Origin of the sequence: Aeromonas media, assembly GCF_020423125.1 — a bacterium.
GTDB lineage: Bacteria > Pseudomonadota > Gammaproteobacteria > Enterobacterales > Aeromonadaceae > Aeromonas > Aeromonas media.
Genome location: NZ_CP075564.1, coordinates 2303250 through 2319997 on the forward strand (window position 1 = coordinate 2303250; position 16748 = coordinate 2319997).

A 16748-nucleotide genomic window follows, 5' to 3' on the forward strand; every position below is an offset into this window, starting at 1 on the left:
CCCTGCCCTCCTGCACCCCACCAAAACAAAAGGCGGCCCACAGGCCGCCTTGTCATTCATCGGATGGACGTCAATCAGGCCGTTGCCAGCTTGGCCTGCTCCTCGCCGCGCTTGAGCATGGCGTAGGAGACGCCGGTCAACAGCGATCCCGCCGCAATCGCCACGATATACATCAGCACGTTGTTGATGGCGTTCGGGATGAAGAGCACGAACAGGCCACCGTGGGGCGCCACCAGTTCGCAGCCGAACAGCATGGAGAGCGCACCGGTCAGGGCACCACCCACCATGCAGGCCGGGATGACCCGCATCGGATCCTTGGCCGCAAACGGGATGGCCCCCTCGGAGATGAAGCACAGTCCCAGCACGAAGGAGGCCTTGCCCGCTTCCTGCTCCGCCTTGATGAACTTCTTGCTGGCCAGGAAGGTCGCGATCCCCATCCCCAGGGCCGGCACCATGCCGGCGGCCATCACCGCAGCCATGGGGGCATAGGTCTTGGAGGCGAGCAGGCCGACCCCGAAGGCGTAGGCCGCCTTGTTGACCGGACCGCCCATGTCGAAGCACATCATGGCGCCGATGATGACACCCAGCAGCACGGCGTTGGCGGAGCCCATGTTGTTCAGGAACTCTGTCATGGCATTCATGATGCCGGCCACCGGGCCGCCCACCACGTAGATCATGACGAGGCCGGTAAACAGGCTGGCCACCAATGGAATGATGAGGATGGGCTTGAGCGCTTCCAGGGTCACCGGCAGGCGCACCTTGTCGCTCAGGTACTTGGCGCTGTAACCGGCGAGGAAGCCGGCGACTATGCCGCCGAGGAAACCGGCGCCGAGCGAGCTGGCCAGCATACCGCCAATCATGCCGGGGGCGAGACCCGGACGGTCGGCGATGGAGTAGGCGATGTAACCGGCCAGTACCGGGATCATCAGGGCGAAGGCGGAGCCGCCGCCGATCTTCATCAGGGCCGCCGCGAGCGTCCCCTCTTCCTTGAACGCCTCGATACCGAAGATGAAGGAGAGCGCGATGATGAGACCACCGGCCACCACCATGGGCAGCATGAAGGAGACACCGGTCAGCAGGTGTTTGTAGGGGCCGGCCTTCTCCTCTTTCTTGGCCGCGGCAGCGCCGCTGTGACGATAGGTCTTCGCCTCTGTCCAGGCCTTGTCGAGCTCGGCGCGGGTCTTCTTCAGGGCAGCGCCCGTGCTGGTGCGATAGACGGGCTTGCCGTCGAAGCGGGCCATGTCCACCTCGATGTCGGTGGCGAGGAACACCAGATCGGCGGCGGCGATCTCATCGGCGGTCAGGGCGTTCTGGGCACCGACCGAGCCCTGGGTTTCGACGCGGATCTGATGACCCAGCTGCTTGGCCATGGTCTCCAGCGCTTCCGCCGACATGAAGGTGTGGGCCACCCCGGTCGGACAGGCAGTGACCGCAACTATGCGCTTGGCACCGCTGGCCGCCTTGGCGGCGGCATTGGCAACGGCGGGCGCGGCCTGGTGGCGATAGAGGCTGGCACCGCTCGCGGCTGCCTCCAGCAGGGCGGCAGGATCCTGCAGCGCCAGATCCATGCTGCCCTGATAGAGGCGCTTGCCGTCATAGGCGGCGAGATCCACCGGGGCACTTGCGACTACCAGCACCAGTTCGGCGGCGGCAATCTGCTCTTTCGAGGGAACCTGGCGAGGTTGTACGCTGGAGCCGACATCGAGGATAAGCTCCCAGCCCGCCAGTTTGGCCTGCTGTTCTATCCGTTTTGCAGCGAGAAAGCTGGTGGCAATGCCCGCCGGGCAAGCCGTAACCAGAATTGCTTTCATTGGGCATCTCCTGAGTGTGTCATCGAAAGGGGGTTGGATTGAGCCGGTGCCAGGTCATCCAGACGCTGTACGCGCACCAGCTCGAGTAAGGGGGTGAGTACCTTGATATCGTCAAAGCCGACCGCCACCTGGCTCACCGCCAAGGCAGAGACGGCGGTGGCCAGACGCAGGGTCTGCTCCGGCGCCCAGCCAAGGCTGAGGCCATGGGCCAGCCCCGCTACCAGAGAGTCGCCGGCACCGACCGTGCTGACCACCTGCATGCGCGGCGGAATGGCCTGCCAGGTGGCATCGGGGCCAAACCAGACCAGGCCGTCAGCGCCATTGGAGATCACCACATGGGGGATCCCGGCGGCCTGCAGGGCACGGGCACACTCGGCCTGCTCGGCGAGGGTCTCGACGGGGCGACCGGCCCACTGCTCAAGCTCCTCCAGATTGGGTTTGACCAGGGTAGGCGCAGCCTTGATCCCTTCGGTGAGGGCCACGCCGCTGCAATCGAAGATCACCTGCTTGCCTTTGGCCTTGAGCAGGCTGATGAGACGGGCGCAGTAGCCAGGCTCGACCCCCTTGGGCAGGCTGCCCGCCAGCACGAACCAGTCGGCGCGTGGCGCCAGCTTCTCTATCTCGGCCTCCAGCGTGGCCACTTCCGCCTGATGCACGGTGAGCCCCGGCAGATTGAGATCCGTGACCCGGCCAGATTGCTCGGAGATCTTCACGTTTATCCGGGTGCTGCCTGCCACGCGCACGAAATGATCGTCCAGGGCCAGCGCTTCAAACAGGGAGACGAAGCTCTGCTGATTGTCAGTCCCGAGCCAGCCGGTCAGGCCCACGTCACGGCCAAGGTCTTTGAGCACCATGGCGACGTTGATCCCCTTGCCCGCGGCGCGCAAGTTGGCTTCGCTCACCAGGTTTACCTCGCCGAGGATCATGGCCTCGAGACGGGTGGTGAGATCCAGCGCAGGATTGAGGGTGATGGTGACGATGTCCATCAGTGCGCCCCCTCGCCCAGACCGGCGGCAATGGCTTCGCCTATGCCCTTGAGGGCCGCCTCGGCATCGGTCCCTTCGGCGCGGAAGGCGAGGCGGTGGCCGCACTTGACACCCAGGCCGATGACCTTCATCAGGCTCTTGGCGGAGACCGCTTCACCGCTACCATCCAGGTTCGCCACGCGAATGTCGGATGCATACTCCTTGGCCACTTTGACCAGCATGGCGCCCGGACGAGCGTGCAGGCCATGGGGGTTGATGATGGTGAAGGTGTCGGAGAGACCGCTCGCCGGACCTGCCTGCAGCATGGCCAGACCGTCGCTCCCTGCGAGCGTCCCGAGCTGACCGGCGGCGGCAAGCTTGGCCAGGTTGTCGAGCTGCGCCAGATGACCCGCATCAGCGGCGCACAGCAGCAGCAGGGCGCTGACGGGTAGATCCCCTGCGCTGAGCGCGCTGCTCGGGGTCGCCAGCACCCAGCCGGTCTGGGCCGCTTGCGCACGGGCCAGCCAGACGCCATCCCCCAGATAGGCGGGCTCGCTTGCCAGCAGAGAGGTCACCATGGCGGCCTCACCCCAACCGGCAGATTTGGCGCGGGCGGCAGCCCCCAGCAACAGTTGGTCACGATCGTCGGCCGGGAAGTCCGCCAGGGTCAGGTATTGCACCTCTTTCGCCGCACTTGCCCCGGTCAGGATGTTGATGATGGTCTCTTCATCGGTGGCCTCTCTCAATTGCGCGGCAGCCTGCTCGTCACCCAGCACATGGGTGAGCTGGCGCAAGATGCCCAGATGCTCGTCCGACTTGGCGGCGATGCCAATGGCCACATAGGCAATCTGCCCCTCATCCCATTCGATCCCCTGAGGGAACTGGGCCACCATGACGCCGGTGCTCTTGACCAGATGACGGGTGTCCGTGGTGCCGTGGGGAATGGCGATGCCACTGCCAAGGTAGGTGGCGTGCTGGGCTTCCCGCGCCAGCATGCCGTCCACATAACCGGCCTCCACCAGACCCGCATCGGTCAGTTTGCCTGCCAGCAGGGCGATGGCGTCCGCCTTGGTTGCCACCGATTGTCCCAGCAGGATTTGCTGTCGCGCCAACTTCAACATAGAGATTCTCCATCAGGTCCGGCTTCGCCTCGCGGCACACCGGCTCAACTCAACTTGGATTTCGGGTAATTTGCCTGCTGACAATAGACGGGAATCTCCCCCCAGGTGGGCCATCTCGGCATTTCCTGGTCGAACATTCATCGCTTACTGACAAGCTGAATCGTTTCACTTACACTAAGACTGAATCGTTTCAGCCAATTGTTCAAGATCCCACGGAGAGTGCTTTTCAATGATATGATCCCGCGCACACTTTTCGGTGCCCCCACCTGAAACCGTCGCGGGCCTTGCAACTCAAACAGAGCCAATATGATGAAACTGGATGAAATCGCCGCCCTGGCCGGTGTCTCGCGTACCACCGCCAGCTATGTGATCAACGGCAAGGCGAATCAATATCGCATCAGCCAGGCCACCCGTGACAAGGTGATGGCCGTGGTCCATGCCCACAACTATCAGCCGGACAGCCGCGCCGCCTCCCTGCGCGGCGGCCAGACCAGGACCCTGGGTTTCATCCTGCCGGACCTTGAGAATGCCAGCTATGCCAAACTCGCCAAGCGCCTCGAGCAGGGCGCGCGGGCTCAGGGCTATCAGCTGCTGATCGTCTGCTCGGAAGACGAGCCGGATACCGAGAAGGAGCTGGCCAGAATGCTGGTCAGCCGCCATGTGGATGCGCTGCTGGTGGCGAGCTGCCTGCCGCCGGCGGACCCTTTCTATCGGGAGCAGCAAGCTCATGGTGTGCAAATCCTGGCCATCGATCGGGCCCTGGCCGCCGACCACTTCATCACTGTGGCGAGTGAAAACCAGAAGGCGAGCTGCGATCTCACCGCCTCCCTGCTCACCACCACCCTTCGCCATGTGGCGCTGATCACCGCGCTGCCAGGCCTCACGATCAGCCAGGAGCGCCGCGCCGGTTTCGAGCAGGCGCTGAGCAGCCACGCCAGCGCCGCCCTGCTGACACCCCATGTCTGTGAGGGGGCCCACTTCTCCCGCGCCGAGGGCTATCGCCTGATCAAAGAGCTGTACCAGCGCCTCGGCCAGTTGCCCGAGGCGCTGGTCGCCACCTCCTACATATTGATGGAGGGGGTGCTCGACTATCTGCTGGAGCAGGAGGCCGACATGAGCCAGATTGCCATGGCCACCTTCGGGGACGATCGGCTGCTGGACTTCCTCCCCTTTGGCATCAACTCCCTGCCCCAGCAGCACGACGCCCTGGCTGCCCAGGCCCTTGCCCTCGCCTTCGAGGCCATCAACGGCCACTACCGCGCTGGCCTGCACTGTGTGAGCCGCACCCTCAAGCGTCGCCGCTGACGTCCCTCACGTGCCGGCGCTCTCCTGCCACGCCGGCGCGCTTTTCCACCAGTCAACACCGTCTGCTGTCATCTTTTATTTCCACCTATTGCCACCTCGCAGTACAAAATCCGCCTTTACAGGCTTGTTTCCACTTTTTTGATCCGTTAACGTGGCAACCATCTTTTACAACCCACGGATTTTTCGTAACGATGCGTCCACTCCGATATTGCTAGCCTCCGGTCCCGCCCCCGGAGGCACCTGGCCGACTCCGCCACTGGCACGCTTTTTTTACTACGCAGTTTCTCTATCTGGATGCACACCATGAATACCAAAACCCTGGGTTGTACGCTGCTTATCGCCGGCACCACCATAGGCGCCGGCATGCTGGCCCTGCCGCTGGCCTCCTCGTCTCTGGGCGGCCCCGCCACCCTGGCGCTGATGATCGGGCTCTGGGCCCTGATGGCCTTCACCGCCATGCTGCAGGTGGAGGCCAGCCTCAATACCGGCAAGTGGTACCTGCACCAACTGGCGGATCACCTGCTCGGCCCCTGGGGCAAGCGCATCGCCTCCTTCTGCATTTTGATGCTGTTCTACTCCCTGGCCTCCGCCTACATCAGCGGCGGCAGCAGCCTGCTGGCCCAGGCGCTGGCGGATGCCGGCACCACCGTCAGCCAGGAGCAGGCGGCCTGGGCCTTCACCCTGCTGTTTGGCGGCATGGTGTGTGTGGGCACCAAGCAAGTGGATTACCTCAATCGACTGATGTTCACCGTCAAACTGGTGATCATGGTAGGGGTGCTGGCGCTGCTGCTGCCCCGCGCCGAGGGGCAGCACCTGCTCTCCATGCCGCTCGGCCAGGGCTTGCTGCTGGCGGGGCTGCCAGTCATATTCACCTCGTTCGGTTTCCACGGCTCCATCCCGAGCGTCATGCTCTACCTCGGCGACTGCCCCAAGCAGTTGCGCCGAGTCTTCGTGTGGGGCTCTGCCCTGCCGCTTATCCTCTACGTGCTGTGGCAGGTAGCCATCCTCGGCCTGCTCGGCCAGCAGAGCCTGATCCAGACCGGCGGGGCGCTCGACAGCCTGCTTGCCAGCGTCGGCAACCTGGTGAACTGGCCCGCCTTCAATCAGGCGATGCATCTCTTTGCTGACTTGGCGCTCGCCACCTCCTTCCTCGGGGTGACGCTGGGGCTGTTTGACTTCATGGCCAAGGTGACCCGCCGCAAGGACAACTGGCAGGGCCGCAGCCAGACCGGCATGATCACCTTCGTGCCGCCCCTGCTGTTTGCCCTCTACTTCCCGCAGGGCTTCATCATGGCGCTGGGTTACGCCGCCATCGCCCTAGCGGTGCTGGCGGTGCTGCTGCCAGTGGCTCTGGTGTGGCAGAGCCGCAAGCAGGCCGCCGCTCACCATTACCGGGTTCCGGGCGGCGTGGTTGCGCTGGGTCTCGCCGGCGCCATGGGGGTGCTGATCGTCGGCGTCCAGGTGAGCGTTAGCCTCGGCATGCTGCCCGCGCTCTGATCCTTACCCGCCTTGAATGCCCCACATTGAAAAGCCCCGCCAGCATAAGTTGGCGGGGCTTTTTGTGATCTGGTCCCAGGCGCCCTCGGCAGCTGGTTGCGCCACTCGCCACATCCTGCTGCTACCATCAGAGGCAAGCCATTGAGGCGCCAAGCAATATCCAGGCAAACACATCCACTCGAGAGCCAGATACCATGACCATAGTGCCCATCTACGCGGCCCTGCTCGCCTTGCTCTTCGTCTTGCTCGGCGAGCGTACCATTCGCACCCGCCACCGTCGGGGAGTGGCGCTGGGGCATGGCGATGATCCCGCCATGCTGCGGGCCATGCGGGTGCACGCCAACTTTGCCGAGTATGTTCCCCTGGCCCTGCTGCTGATCTATTTTGTCGAAACCTCCAGCCAGACACCCTGGCTCATCCATCTGCTGGGGGCCAGCTTGCTGTGTGGTCACCTCTGTCACGCCTTTGGCATGAGCCGCACACCGGAGAACTTCCGCTACCGAGTGGTGGGGATGGGGCTGACCTTCGGCGTGATCCTGGTGAGTGCGGCGTACATCTTGATCACGGCGCTCCTCCTCTGACCGCTTCACTGCCGGCCAGAAAAACAAAAGCCCCGCCATTCTGGCGGGGCTTTTTTATCAGCGAATAACTGGGGAGCCTGGCTCCCGAGCCACTTACTGGTTGTGGCTGGCGCGGCGGGGACGACGAGCCTGGGCCGGTTTGGCGGCGCCATCGGCGGGACGCTGACCACCTTGCGGCTTGGGTTTGCCACCGTTACCGGTACGGGCACCACCTGCATTGCCATTGGAGGCAGAACGACCGGCACCCTGACGCTGGCCCTGACCCTGCGGGCGCGGCGCACGGCGCTGCTCGCTCGGATCGCGGGGCTCTTTGCGCAGCGGCGCGCCGATACCACGAGCGATGTTGTCGAGGGTCTCGCGGGAGGCTTCAAAACCGGCCACCTGCTCGCAAGGGATGTTCTGCTTGGTCAGACGCTCGATGGCCTTGATTAGCTTGCCTTCATCGGCGGCGACCAGGGAGATGGCGTGACCGGCTGCGCCGGCGCGGCCGGTACGGCCGATGCGGTGCACATAGTCTTCCGCCACGTTCGGCAGCTCGAAGTTGACCACTTGCGGCAACTTGTCGATGTCCAGACCACGGGCGGCGATGTCGGTCGCGACCAACACCTTGACGCTACCTTCCTTGAAACCGGCCAGGGCGCGGGTACGGGCACCCTGGCTCTTGTTGCCGTGGATGGCGGCGGCGCTGACGCCGTTCTTGTCGAGGGTCTCGGCAACACGGTTGGCCATGTGCTTGGTGCGGGTGAACACCAGTACCTGCTGCCAGTCGTTGCTGGTGACCAGGTGGCTCAGCAGCGCGATCTTGTTGGCCTTGTCGCACGGGTGCACCAGCTGCTCGATACGCTCGGCGGTGCTGTTGCGCGGGGCCACTTCGATCACCGCCGGGTTATCCAGCAGGCCGGTGGCCAACTCACGAATTTCCTCGGCGAAGGTGGCGGAGAAGAGCAGGTTCTGGCGCTTCTTCGGCAACAGGGCCAGGATGCGACGGATGTCACGGATGAAGCCCATGTCGAGCATGCGGTCCGCTTCATCCAGCACCAGGATCTCGACTTCGTCGAATTTCACGGCGTTCTGGTTGTAGAGATCCATCAGGCGACCCGGGCAGGCCACCAGCACGTCCAGACCACGGCGAGTCGCCATCATCTGCGGATTGATACTGACGCCGCCGAAGACGACGTGGCTGCGGATCGGCAGGTGCTTGCCGTAGTTGCGCACGCTCTCGCCCACCTGGGCGGCCAGCTCGCGGGTCGGTGTCAACACCAGGGCGCGAATGCGGTTCGGGGATACCTTGCGCTTGCTCTCGGTGAGGCGCTGCAGCATCGGCAGGGTAAAGCCTGCGGTCTTGCCGGTCCCGGTCTGGGCGGCGGCCATCAGGTCACGGCCAGCCAGGACGGCCGGGATCGCTTGTTGCTGGATGGGAGACGGGGTGTCGTAGCCTTGCTCGGCAACGGCACGCAACAAGGGTTCGGCCAGACCGAGGGAAGTAAAACTCATAGTTACCTGCTAGGGATAGGGGCGCCGGGGATCTGTGGTGGGGCTCCTCTGCTGAGCCGATGCCATCTCACAGGATCTGGGCCTATAGAGAAAACAACGATTTCCCCGGGGAGCAGAGCAAAGGGGAAAGAATAGAGGCGCAGTCTAACGGAGTTGGCGCCGTTACACGAGAAAAATGTGATACGCCTCCCAGCCTGGGTGGAAAAGCCCACTATGGCGGGGCAGAATGGCGATGATGGCGCTCGCCAGGGCCCGTCCCACCTTGGGACACGTACTCAGGGATCCACGACACAGAACAGGGAGGTTCTGCTTGATCAGGAAACATATCCAGACCGCTATTCACTGCGCATTGAGCCTCGGCCTGCTGTTCGCACCGAGCCTGCCTCTGGGCGCCAAAGAGACACTGTCGGTGGCCTGGAGCCACTGGCCCCCCTTCAGCCAGATCGAGGCCGATGGCGAACTCGGCGGGCTGGACGTGACACTGACCCGCCAGATCCTCCGTGGCGCCGATCTTGAGCCCGCGTTTCGCAATCTCCCCTGGGCCAGGGCCCTGCACCTCATGGCACGCCAGCAACTGGATGTCGCCATGGGGGCCCTGAAGACCCCGGAGCGGGCGCGTTTCGCTCGCTTCTCTGCCCCCTACAGACGCGCCAGCTTCGTGCTGCTCAGCCATAAGCCTGCGCCCGGGAGCGCCGATCGCTGGCAGGGAATAACGCACCTTGCGGACCTGTGCCAGCAGACCGGGCTGCGCCTTGGCAAGCTGCGGGGCACCCGTCCCCTGCCCCTGAGCGACGCCTGCCCCTCCCTTCGGCAGGCGAGCGAATACAACTCGGACGACAGGCTGATCGCCCTCCTGCTGGCACGGCGACTCGATGGGGTCATCATCGAGTGGCAATACGCCCGGCATCGGCTGGCCCAACTAGGAGCAGAGGGGTTCACCTCGTGTCAGGTGCTGTTGCACCAGCAGCCGGTCAGCCTGATGTTGGCCAGGGAGACGGTCAGCGAAGAGGAGCTCGCCCGCATCGATGCGGCCATCGCCACCCTCCCCCCTTTGGACACGGCATTTGCCCCGCCGGAGTGCCGTTTCGATGGCAGCCAGCCCCGGGAGGAAAGCACTCAGGGCTGATCCTGACGACACCGCACAAACGAAAAAGGCGACCCTGGGGTCGCCTTTTTGCCGAGCATGGTGATCAGTTAACAGCGCTGTTTGCAGATCAGCGCAACAGCGGGGTCTGGGTATGCACACCCTGGTTCTGGGCACGGTGGCGCAGCAGGTGATCCATCAGCACCAGGGCCAGCATGGCCTCGGCGATGGGCACCGCACGGATGCCGACACAAGGATCGTGACGACCCTTGGTGATCATCTCGGTGGCCTCGCCGCTGGTGTTGATGGTCTTGCCAGGCACAGTGATGCTGGAGGTGGGCTTGAGCGCCATGCTCACCACGATATCCTGACCGGACGAGATACCCCCCAGAATGCCGCCCGCATGGTTGCTGGCAAAGCCAGCCGGGGTCATCTCGTCGCGATGCTCCGAGCCTTTTTGCTCCACCACGGCGAAACCGTCACCTATCTCGACCCCTTTCACCGCATTGATGCCCATCATGGCGTGGGCGATGTCGGCGTCGAGGCGGTCGAACACGGGCTCCCCTAAGCCCACCGGCACGTTGCGCGCAATGACAGCCACCTTGGCGCCTATGCTGTTGCCCTCTTTTTTCAGGGCCCGCATGTACTCATCGAGGGCCTCCAGCTTGCCCGCATCGGGGAAGAAGAAGGGGTTCTGCTCGATCTGGCTCTGGTCAAACGCCTCGGCCTTGATGGGGCCGAGCTGGGAGAGAAAACCCACTATCTCGATGCCGTGCATCTGCTTCAAGTACTTCTTGGCGATGGCCCCCGCCGCCACCCGCATGGCGGTCTCGCGGGCCGAGGAGCGGCCGCCGCCGCGGTAGTCACGCTGGCCGTACTTCTGGTGATAGGTGTAATCGGCGTGGCCCGGGCGGAACAGGTCCTTGATCTCGGAGTAGTCCTTGGAGCGCTGATCGGTGTTCTCGATGAGCAGTCCGATGGAGGTGCCCGTGGTACGTCCCTCGAATACCCCGGCCAGGATCCGTACCTCGTCCGCCTCGCGGCGCTGGGTCGTGTAACGGGAGGTGCCGGGCTTGCGTCTGTCCAGATCGATTTGCAGATCCGCTTCGCTTATCTCAAGCCCGGGGGGGCAGCCGTCGACCACGGCGCCAAGCGCCAGGCCGTGGCTCTCGCCAAAGGTGGTGACCCGAAAGAGTTGGCCAAAACTGTTCCCTGCCATGGGTGCTCCTTGCTGCTTAGCTCTTGTAAATCGCGAAATGGGCCTGGTACTGCTCGAGCTCTGCCTTGGTCATCACGAACACGCCGTGACCACCGTTCTCGAACTCGACCCAGGTGAAGGGCACCTCGGGGAACTGGGCTTCCAGGTGGATCATGCTGTTGCCCACCTCGACCACCAGCACGCCGTCATCCTTGAGGAAGTCCGCGGCATTGGCCAGGATGCGCTTGGTGAGCTTGAGGCCATCGGAGCCCGACGCCAGGGCCAGCTCCGGCTCGTGACGAAACTCTTCCGGCAGATCCGACATGTCCTCGGAGTCCACGTAGGGCGGGTTGGAGACGATGAGATCGTACTTGTCGCCGGCGGGCAAATCGCGCATCAGATCGGAGCGGATCGGGATGACCTGCTGCTCCAGGCCGTGATCGTTGATGTTACGCTCGGCCACATTGAGGGCATCGACACTGATGTCGATGGCATCCACTTCCGCATGGGGGAACTCATGGGCCATGATGATGGCGATGCAACCGGAGCCGGTGCACAAGTCCATGATCCGGGTCGGTTCCTCTTTCAGGAAGGGGGCGAAGCGGTTGGCCACCATCTCGGCGATGGGGGAGCGCGGAATGAGCACCCGCTCGTCCACGTAGAACTCCCAACCCGCGTACCAGGCCTTGTTGGTCAGGTAGGCGGCAGGCACCCGCTCCTGCACCCGGCGGATGATGAGCTCGGCGATGCGGTGGCGCTCGCTGGTGGTCAGGCGGGAGTGGCGCATGCCAGGATCCACGTCCGGCGGCAGATGTAACGCGGGCAGCACCAGTTGCACGGCCTCATCCCAGGCGTTGTCGGTACCATGTCCGTAGAAGATCCCGGCGTCGTTGAAACGACTCATGGCCCAGCGCAACATGTCCTGGATGGTGTGCATCTCGGCAACCACCTCGTCGATAAATATCTTGTCCAAATCCACCTCCAAGTCGAGTAATATCCGGCCCGAGAATTCTATACAGCGAGCAAGACGAGTACCTGATGAAAAAAACGCCCTCACCCACAGACGAGGAAAGCCTGCTGTTTCGTGATGCTGTCAAAGGTACCCGGAAAATTAAGCAAGATACCATAAGGGCCTCCTCAAGCCCGGTCAAGCAGAAACGCGAACTGCGTGAAAGCCGCGAAAAGCTTGGGGTTGACCACTTTTTCAGCGACGAGTACCAGCCTCATCTGGACGAAGAGGGCCCGACCCGTTTTGTGCGTGAAGACGTGTCAAAATTCGAGCTGAAAAAGCTCAAACGCGGCCTCTATCCGCCGGAGATTTATCTGGATCTCCATGGCATGAGCCAGCTCCAGGCCAAGCAGGAGCTGGCCGCCCTGCTCACCCTGTGCCAAAAAGAGAACATTCACGTCGCCTCCGTGATGCACGGCATCGGCAAGCATGTGCTCAAGCAGCGCATCCCGAGCTGGCTGGCCCAGCACCCCAATGTGCGCGCCTTCCATCAAGCCCCGCGGGAATGGGGCGGCGAGAGCGCCATTCTGGTACTGCTGGATATCGAGGAGTAACCCGGCGTCGGGCAGGAAATAGTCGATCGAAACGCGCGCCTCAGGGCGCGCTTTCCATATAGCGTTTGAAGTTGTCGAGTATGCTCTGCCAGCCGGCACGCTGCTGCTCGCCGCTGTGTTCGGATTCGGCGTCGAACTCCTCGTGCACCCAAGTGCCTCCCTGTTCCTCCACGAACCGCACCCTGACGGCCCGACCGTCGTCCATGACGTAACCCAGGGAGGTTGGCGGCACCACCTCGGTGAAGGTGCCCTCGAAATCGAACCCCATGCTGCCATCCCGGGCGGCCATACGGTGGCAGAAACGCCCGCCGATCCGCAGATCCACCCGGCTGCCGGGGCAGTGCCACTCGGGGGAGGCTGCATTCCATGCCATGATGCTGGCGGGGGTATTCCACCCCTCCCATACCAGAGCGAGTGGCCGTTCGACCCGGACACTGACGCTTATCTTCATCTCTCTTCTCCTCTTGAGTCGATCCCCGATACCCATGTTAAGCGCGATGGCGTTCGTGGACGGTGGTGCCCGTGGTGCTCCCTTGGCAACGAAGGGCTGGCTTCCCCCGCCTGCGCAGGACAGAGCGCGGGTTAATCCTGCCCGGCCGGACGGTGAAAGCGGATCGGTGACTGAGCCTGGGGAATATTGGCCACCAGTCTGCCGCCGTTATGCAGTTGCCACTCGAAGAAGTCGGCAAAACCTGAGCTCGTGAGGGCCCGGATCACCTTGGCCACCACCCCGTGTGCCACCAGCAATACCCGCTCGCCCCGCGCCTCATCGGCGAGCGTGATCAACCCTGACGACACCCGTGCGATCACGGCATCCAGCGACTCACCGTCGGTGGGAGCCTCGTCCCAACGACGGGTGATGTTGCGCGCCCAGAGCTCGGGGTAACGGAGCCTCGCCTCTGCCTGCGTCAGTCCCTCGAACACCCCTACGTGCCGCTCACGAAAGGCCGGGATAAGCTGAACGGGCAATGCCAGTGCACGGGAAATCACTTCGGCACTCTGTCTGGCACGCAACAGGGGGGAGCTCAACAGGCGCTGAAACGGCGTCTCCCTGACGAGCTCCTGCGCCAACGTGCCAACCTGCTCCCATCCGGTTTCGTTGAGCCCCATATCCAACGCCCCCAGATAGCGCCCCTCGGCATTGGCCCGGGTTTCGCCATGGCGGATCACCACCAGTTCCATCTTTCATCCTTGTTTCATCAGCAGTGGTCGAAAGCCCTGACACACGAAAGCAACCAGGGCCGATACGGGCGGTTCAACCCTGCGCCAGATGGTGGGCCACCAGAGCATTGGCATGGCCGTGGCCCATGCCGTGCTCGGCCTTGAGCCAGGCCACCAGCGCCATGTGTTTGCGCTCCTCCCGCCCCGCCAGCAGGGCCAGCCAGTGGGCAATCGGCTGCCCATAGGTTTTCTCGATGGAGGGGAAATAGGAGGCAGGCCCCCTCACCTTCTGTTATTCATCCATGATTGGCTCTCCAGAGTTGTGGCGACAGGTTCAGGGCTTGGGGGCGAACTGCTCGAACACCTGCTGCCCGGTCAGGGTCGGGGTGTCGTTCTTGAGCGCATAAAAATCAGGCTTCTCATCGATGAAGATCTGCCCGGTGAGCTCGAACCCCTGTTCCTGAAACAGGCCGGCACAGAGGATGTACTCGTCCGTCGGCAACAGATGGTAGAAAAGGTGGGTGCCACAGGTGGGGCAGAAGCCGCGCTCCGCCCATTCGGACGAGCGGTAGGCCACAGGGGTGAGCCCCTTGAAACTGACCCCCTTGCCACCATGCACCGCGAACATGGGCCCACCCGACCAACGCCGGCACATGGCGCAATGGCACAGGCTCACCTCATTCTGATCGCCGCTCGAGACGGTGATACCGCCGCACAGACAGGTTCCTTGCATATACAGCTCCTCTCTCCTAGGTGCGAGCCGACAGTATGCCGGCCGCATTTAGCATCATATGAGTAGCCGCTCACCCCGGGTTTCGCCACTGCCGAGGGGGCATCTACCCCCACCTGGCAGGCGAGCCCATCGAGGGATGCCCTCATCGGCATCAGGTTCAGCTCTGCTCCTGCAGGGCGATGCGATTGCCTTCGGGATCCCTGAGCTCGGCCACCCGGATGTGCTCGCTCACCCGGGTGACGGGATAGAGACACTCCCCTCCCGCTGTCAGCGCCCGGGCCATGGCCCGCTCTATGTCCGCGACCTTCAGATAGACCCGGGTGCCGTCCTAGCTCGGCACATAGCTCTCCCCCTTTGCCAGGGCGCCGGAGCAGCCCGCCACCCCGTCAAGGAGCGGGAACAGTGCCATCTCGTTGCCATCTATGTGCGCCCGCTCGAGAGCTATCTCGAAGACCCCCTCACAGAAGCGGATGGCCCTCTCCAGATCCTGCACCGGGATTTCAAAGTGGATGGCGATATTCATCTGTCACTCCTCTGTGCGAGATAAGCACCCGAACACCCTCGACTTGTTCCATGTGCCTGCGGGCCCGTCCTCATGAAAGAGAGGAAGAGAGACCCATCACCCCCCTTCCCCATCATGGCTGATGACGCGCCCTCACCGGGATCAGGTCACCGGTGCCCAGGGATCTCCCTTGCCCGGCTCGTTACCCTGGGTCCACCACTTGGCCTGATAGATGACACCCTTGTGGCTCACCTTGTTGCCGGCGGTGTAGACCTTGCTGGCCTCCCAGGCGGGCACATCCCCCACGGGCGGGTCGGTCGGATCAACGGGCGCAGGATCGAGTTTGGCGACCACCCGTACCTTGGGCCAGTTGGCGTGGGAGCCGTAGACGTTGGTCACGCACTTCTCGTAATCCCCCGGCACCAGGGCCGAATAGGTGGTCTGGAATCCCACCAGCTCGCACTCGAACGAGTAGCCACCTGGCCTGTCGGCATAATATTTCCAGTTGCCGTCCCAGTTGGTGTAGAGCACGTCGGTGGCGCCGTTCAGGTTGAGGCTGTCATAGGGGGTCTGCTGCCAGCAGGTGTTCTTCTCGTCCGGGAGCAGCGGGATCCCGTAATGGGCGGCCAACCCTTCCCAGTAACGGATGCGGTTGACCGGCTGCCCCTTGTTCTTGTTCTGCTCGCCACACTCTATGCCGCCGTTGATGACGTTGATGGTGGTGCCAAAGCCATAGCCGATGCCGGCCGCAATCTCGCGCTGGGAGGGGACCCAGGTTCTGTCGATGACGTGCAACATGGCGGGTTTGGGGGCTTGCGGCGTCAGGAAGAACCAGATGGCGGAGGCGAGGTTGAGCCAGGAGTCGGCCACCAGACCGGGGTTGTTCAACAGCACGGTGGCGTTGCCGTCAAACATCGCCTCGGAGAAGGCGCCGTAGTTGAAGTGATAGGAGAGCTGTTTCGCACCACGGCCAAAGTAGCCCTGCCCCGTGCTGCAGGGCCATTTCCTGTTCTGCCAGTCATTCTGGCCACAGCCGGTGGTATAGCCGAGTTGCCCCTCGGCCCAACCCATCTCGCGCACATGCACCAGCGCTTGCTGCCACTCTTCGAGCCCCAGCGGGTTGTCGGAGACATTTTCCCTGGCGATGTGGCCGCCCGTCTCCTGGGCGAAGTGGGCGAAGGCGGTGACGACGGATTTTTTGCAGATGGCGTCCGCATTGCGCCCATCCGTGTAGTCGCCGCAGAAGGCGGGGAACTTGCCGACCGCCCGCAAGAAGCGCTCATAGGTATATTCAGGGGCCGCCATCTGGGTCAGAAAGTCCCAGTCCGATTCGGTAAAGACCCGCTCGACCCGTTTGACGTTGTCCGGGTTGTCGGCTCGTCTCGGCACAATCGCCTCCACCAGGATGTTGGGGCGGGTGGCCAATGCCTTTGACCAGATGCCATACATGGGGTTGGCCGTCTTGGCCTTTTCAACGGTCGTTATATCGGAGGCGGCAATCACATAGCCACCGCTATTTTGTGGGTCGGGCTGAATAGTCATGGCCGCATAAGCTGGCGAGGCGCAGAGCCCCGCAACCAGCCAGGCGGTCCGCTTGAGCATGAACATGGGTAACCATCCTTGTCTTGAAAATGTCAGGGCGAGCATAGGCATCCCGACAACTAAATTCACGACAAGAATTAAGAGTTTGGCGATTTTGTGAGCCATTTCACTCTGCACTCAGATGAAACCGC

The 16748-nt window shown here is 63.2% G+C and carries 18 protein-coding genes; 5 read left to right on the forward strand and 13 right to left on the reverse strand.

Annotated features, from left to right (window positions below; translation table 11 throughout):
• Positions 1 to 74: 74 nt before the first annotated feature.
• Genes fruA through fruB form a run of 3 tightly spaced genes read right to left on the reverse strand, consistent with a single transcriptional unit; the run spans position 75 to position 3897 of the window.
• Entirely contained in the window at positions 75 to 1811 is a 1737-nt protein-coding gene (fruA, locus tag KI797_RS10590; RefSeq protein ID WP_226169291.1) for a PTS fructose transporter subunit IIBC, read from the reverse strand.
• Positions 1808 to 2797 carry a 1-phosphofructokinase gene (pfkB, locus tag KI797_RS10595; RefSeq protein ID WP_005329724.1) on the reverse strand — a complete coding sequence of 330 codons (990 nt, stop codon included), beginning with the start codon at positions 2795 to 2797 and terminating at the stop codon, positions 1808 to 1810. The genes fruA and pfkB overlap by 4 nt, the downstream gene beginning before the upstream one ends.
• Positions 2797 to 3897 carry a fused PTS fructose transporter subunit IIA/HPr protein gene (fruB, locus tag KI797_RS10600; RefSeq protein ID WP_182785521.1) on the reverse strand — a complete coding sequence of 367 codons (1101 nt, stop codon included), beginning with the start codon at positions 3895 to 3897 and terminating at the stop codon, positions 2797 to 2799. Before fruB ends, pfkB begins: the two co-directional genes overlap by 1 nt.
• Before the next feature lie 306 nt (positions 3898 to 4203).
• Between fruB and cra the strand changes: the two genes are divergently transcribed.
• The 3 genes from cra (at position 4204) to KI797_RS10615 (ending at position 7280) form a co-directional block, all read left to right on the forward strand.
• Positions 4204 to 5202, forward strand: coding sequence for a catabolite repressor/activator (gene cra, locus KI797_RS10605; RefSeq protein WP_005329727.1), 999 nt, complete (start codon positions 4204 to 4206; stop codon positions 5200 to 5202).
• Between the two features lie 303 nt (positions 5203 to 5505).
• Positions 5506 to 6699 carry an aromatic amino acid transport family protein gene (locus KI797_RS10610; RefSeq protein ID WP_043131751.1) on the forward strand — a complete coding sequence of 398 codons (1194 nt, stop codon included), beginning with the start codon at positions 5506 to 5508 and terminating at the stop codon, positions 6697 to 6699.
• 194 nt (positions 6700 to 6893) lie between these two features.
• Entirely contained in the window at positions 6894 to 7280 is a 387-nt protein-coding gene (locus KI797_RS10615; protein WP_182785522.1) for an MAPEG family protein, read from the forward strand.
• Between the two features lie 93 nt (positions 7281 to 7373).
• Here the strand turns inward: KI797_RS10615 and KI797_RS10620 are convergent, their stop codons facing one another.
• On the reverse strand, positions 7374 to 8774 hold the full coding sequence (locus KI797_RS10620) for a DEAD/DEAH box helicase (RefSeq protein ID WP_005326024.1): 1401 nt from the start codon (positions 8772 to 8774) through the stop codon (positions 7374 to 7376).
• Between the two features lie 313 nt (positions 8775 to 9087).
• On the opposite strand from KI797_RS10620, the gene KI797_RS10625 reads away from it, so the two are divergent.
• Positions 9088 to 9900, forward strand: a complete 813-nt coding sequence (locus tag KI797_RS10625) for a substrate-binding periplasmic protein (protein WP_404801083.1) — start codon at positions 9088 to 9090, stop codon at positions 9898 to 9900.
• Positions 9901 to 9988: 88 nt separating this feature from the next.
• On the opposite strand, the gene aroC is transcribed toward KI797_RS10625, so the two are convergent.
• Both aroC and prmB read right to left on the reverse strand, forming a co-directional pair.
• Complete coding sequence (gene aroC, locus KI797_RS10630) at positions 9989 to 11077, reverse strand: chorismate synthase (protein ID WP_042650148.1); 1089 nt, start codon at positions 11075 to 11077, stop codon at positions 9989 to 9991.
• Positions 11078 to 11093: 16 nt separating this feature from the next.
• Positions 11094 to 12029 (reverse strand): 50S ribosomal protein L3 N(5)-glutamine methyltransferase, encoded by a 936-nt coding sequence (gene prmB / locus KI797_RS10635; RefSeq protein WP_041206945.1) that lies wholly within the window; start codon positions 12027 to 12029, stop codon positions 11094 to 11096.
• Between the two features lie 65 nt (positions 12030 to 12094).
• Here prmB and smrB point away from each other — a divergent pair, with 65 nt between their 5' ends.
• Positions 12095 to 12619, forward strand: a complete 525-nt coding sequence (gene smrB / locus KI797_RS10640; protein ID WP_042650147.1) for an endonuclease SmrB — start codon at positions 12095 to 12097, stop codon at positions 12617 to 12619.
• Between the two features lie 40 nt (positions 12620 to 12659).
• On the opposite strand, the gene KI797_RS10645 is transcribed toward smrB, so the two are convergent.
• The 7 genes from KI797_RS10645 to KI797_RS10670 all read right to left on the reverse strand — a co-directional run bounded on the left by KI797_RS10645 (position 12660) and on the right by KI797_RS10670 (position 16623).
• Positions 12660 to 13070 carry an SRPBCC family protein gene (locus KI797_RS10645; RefSeq protein ID WP_218408578.1) on the reverse strand — a complete coding sequence of 137 codons (411 nt, stop codon included), beginning with the start codon at positions 13068 to 13070 and terminating at the stop codon, positions 12660 to 12662.
• Between the two features lie 131 nt (positions 13071 to 13201).
• A complete protein-coding gene (locus tag KI797_RS10650) occupies positions 13202 to 13801 on the reverse strand; it encodes a histidine phosphatase family protein (protein WP_226169292.1) in 600 nt (199 codons plus the stop codon).
• Positions 13802 to 13874: 73 nt separating this feature from the next.
• On the reverse strand, positions 13875 to 14066 hold the full coding sequence (locus KI797_RS10655; protein ID WP_201035081.1) for a DUF4287 domain-containing protein: 192 nt from the start codon (positions 14064 to 14066) through the stop codon (positions 13875 to 13877).
• Positions 14067 to 14114: 48 nt separating this feature from the next.
• Complete coding sequence (locus KI797_RS10660) at positions 14115 to 14513, reverse strand: GFA family protein (protein ID WP_042650143.1); 399 nt, start codon at positions 14511 to 14513, stop codon at positions 14115 to 14117.
• 157 nt (positions 14514 to 14670) lie between these two features.
• Positions 14671 to 14796 carry a VOC family protein gene (locus tag KI797_RS21040; RefSeq protein WP_264160696.1) on the reverse strand — a complete coding sequence of 42 codons (126 nt, stop codon included), beginning with the start codon at positions 14794 to 14796 and terminating at the stop codon, positions 14671 to 14673.
• Between the two features lie 45 nt (positions 14797 to 14841).
• The gene (locus tag KI797_RS10665; protein WP_216368187.1) at positions 14842 to 15036 is read right to left on the reverse strand and encodes a VOC family protein; all 195 of its coding nucleotides are present in this window, start codon (positions 15034 to 15036) and stop codon (positions 14842 to 14844) included.
• Positions 15037 to 15177: 141 nt separating this feature from the next.
• The gene (locus tag KI797_RS10670) at positions 15178 to 16623 is read right to left on the reverse strand and encodes a chitinase (protein WP_226169293.1); all 1446 of its coding nucleotides are present in this window, start codon (positions 16621 to 16623) and stop codon (positions 15178 to 15180) included.
• Positions 16624 to 16748 lie beyond the last annotated feature (125 nt).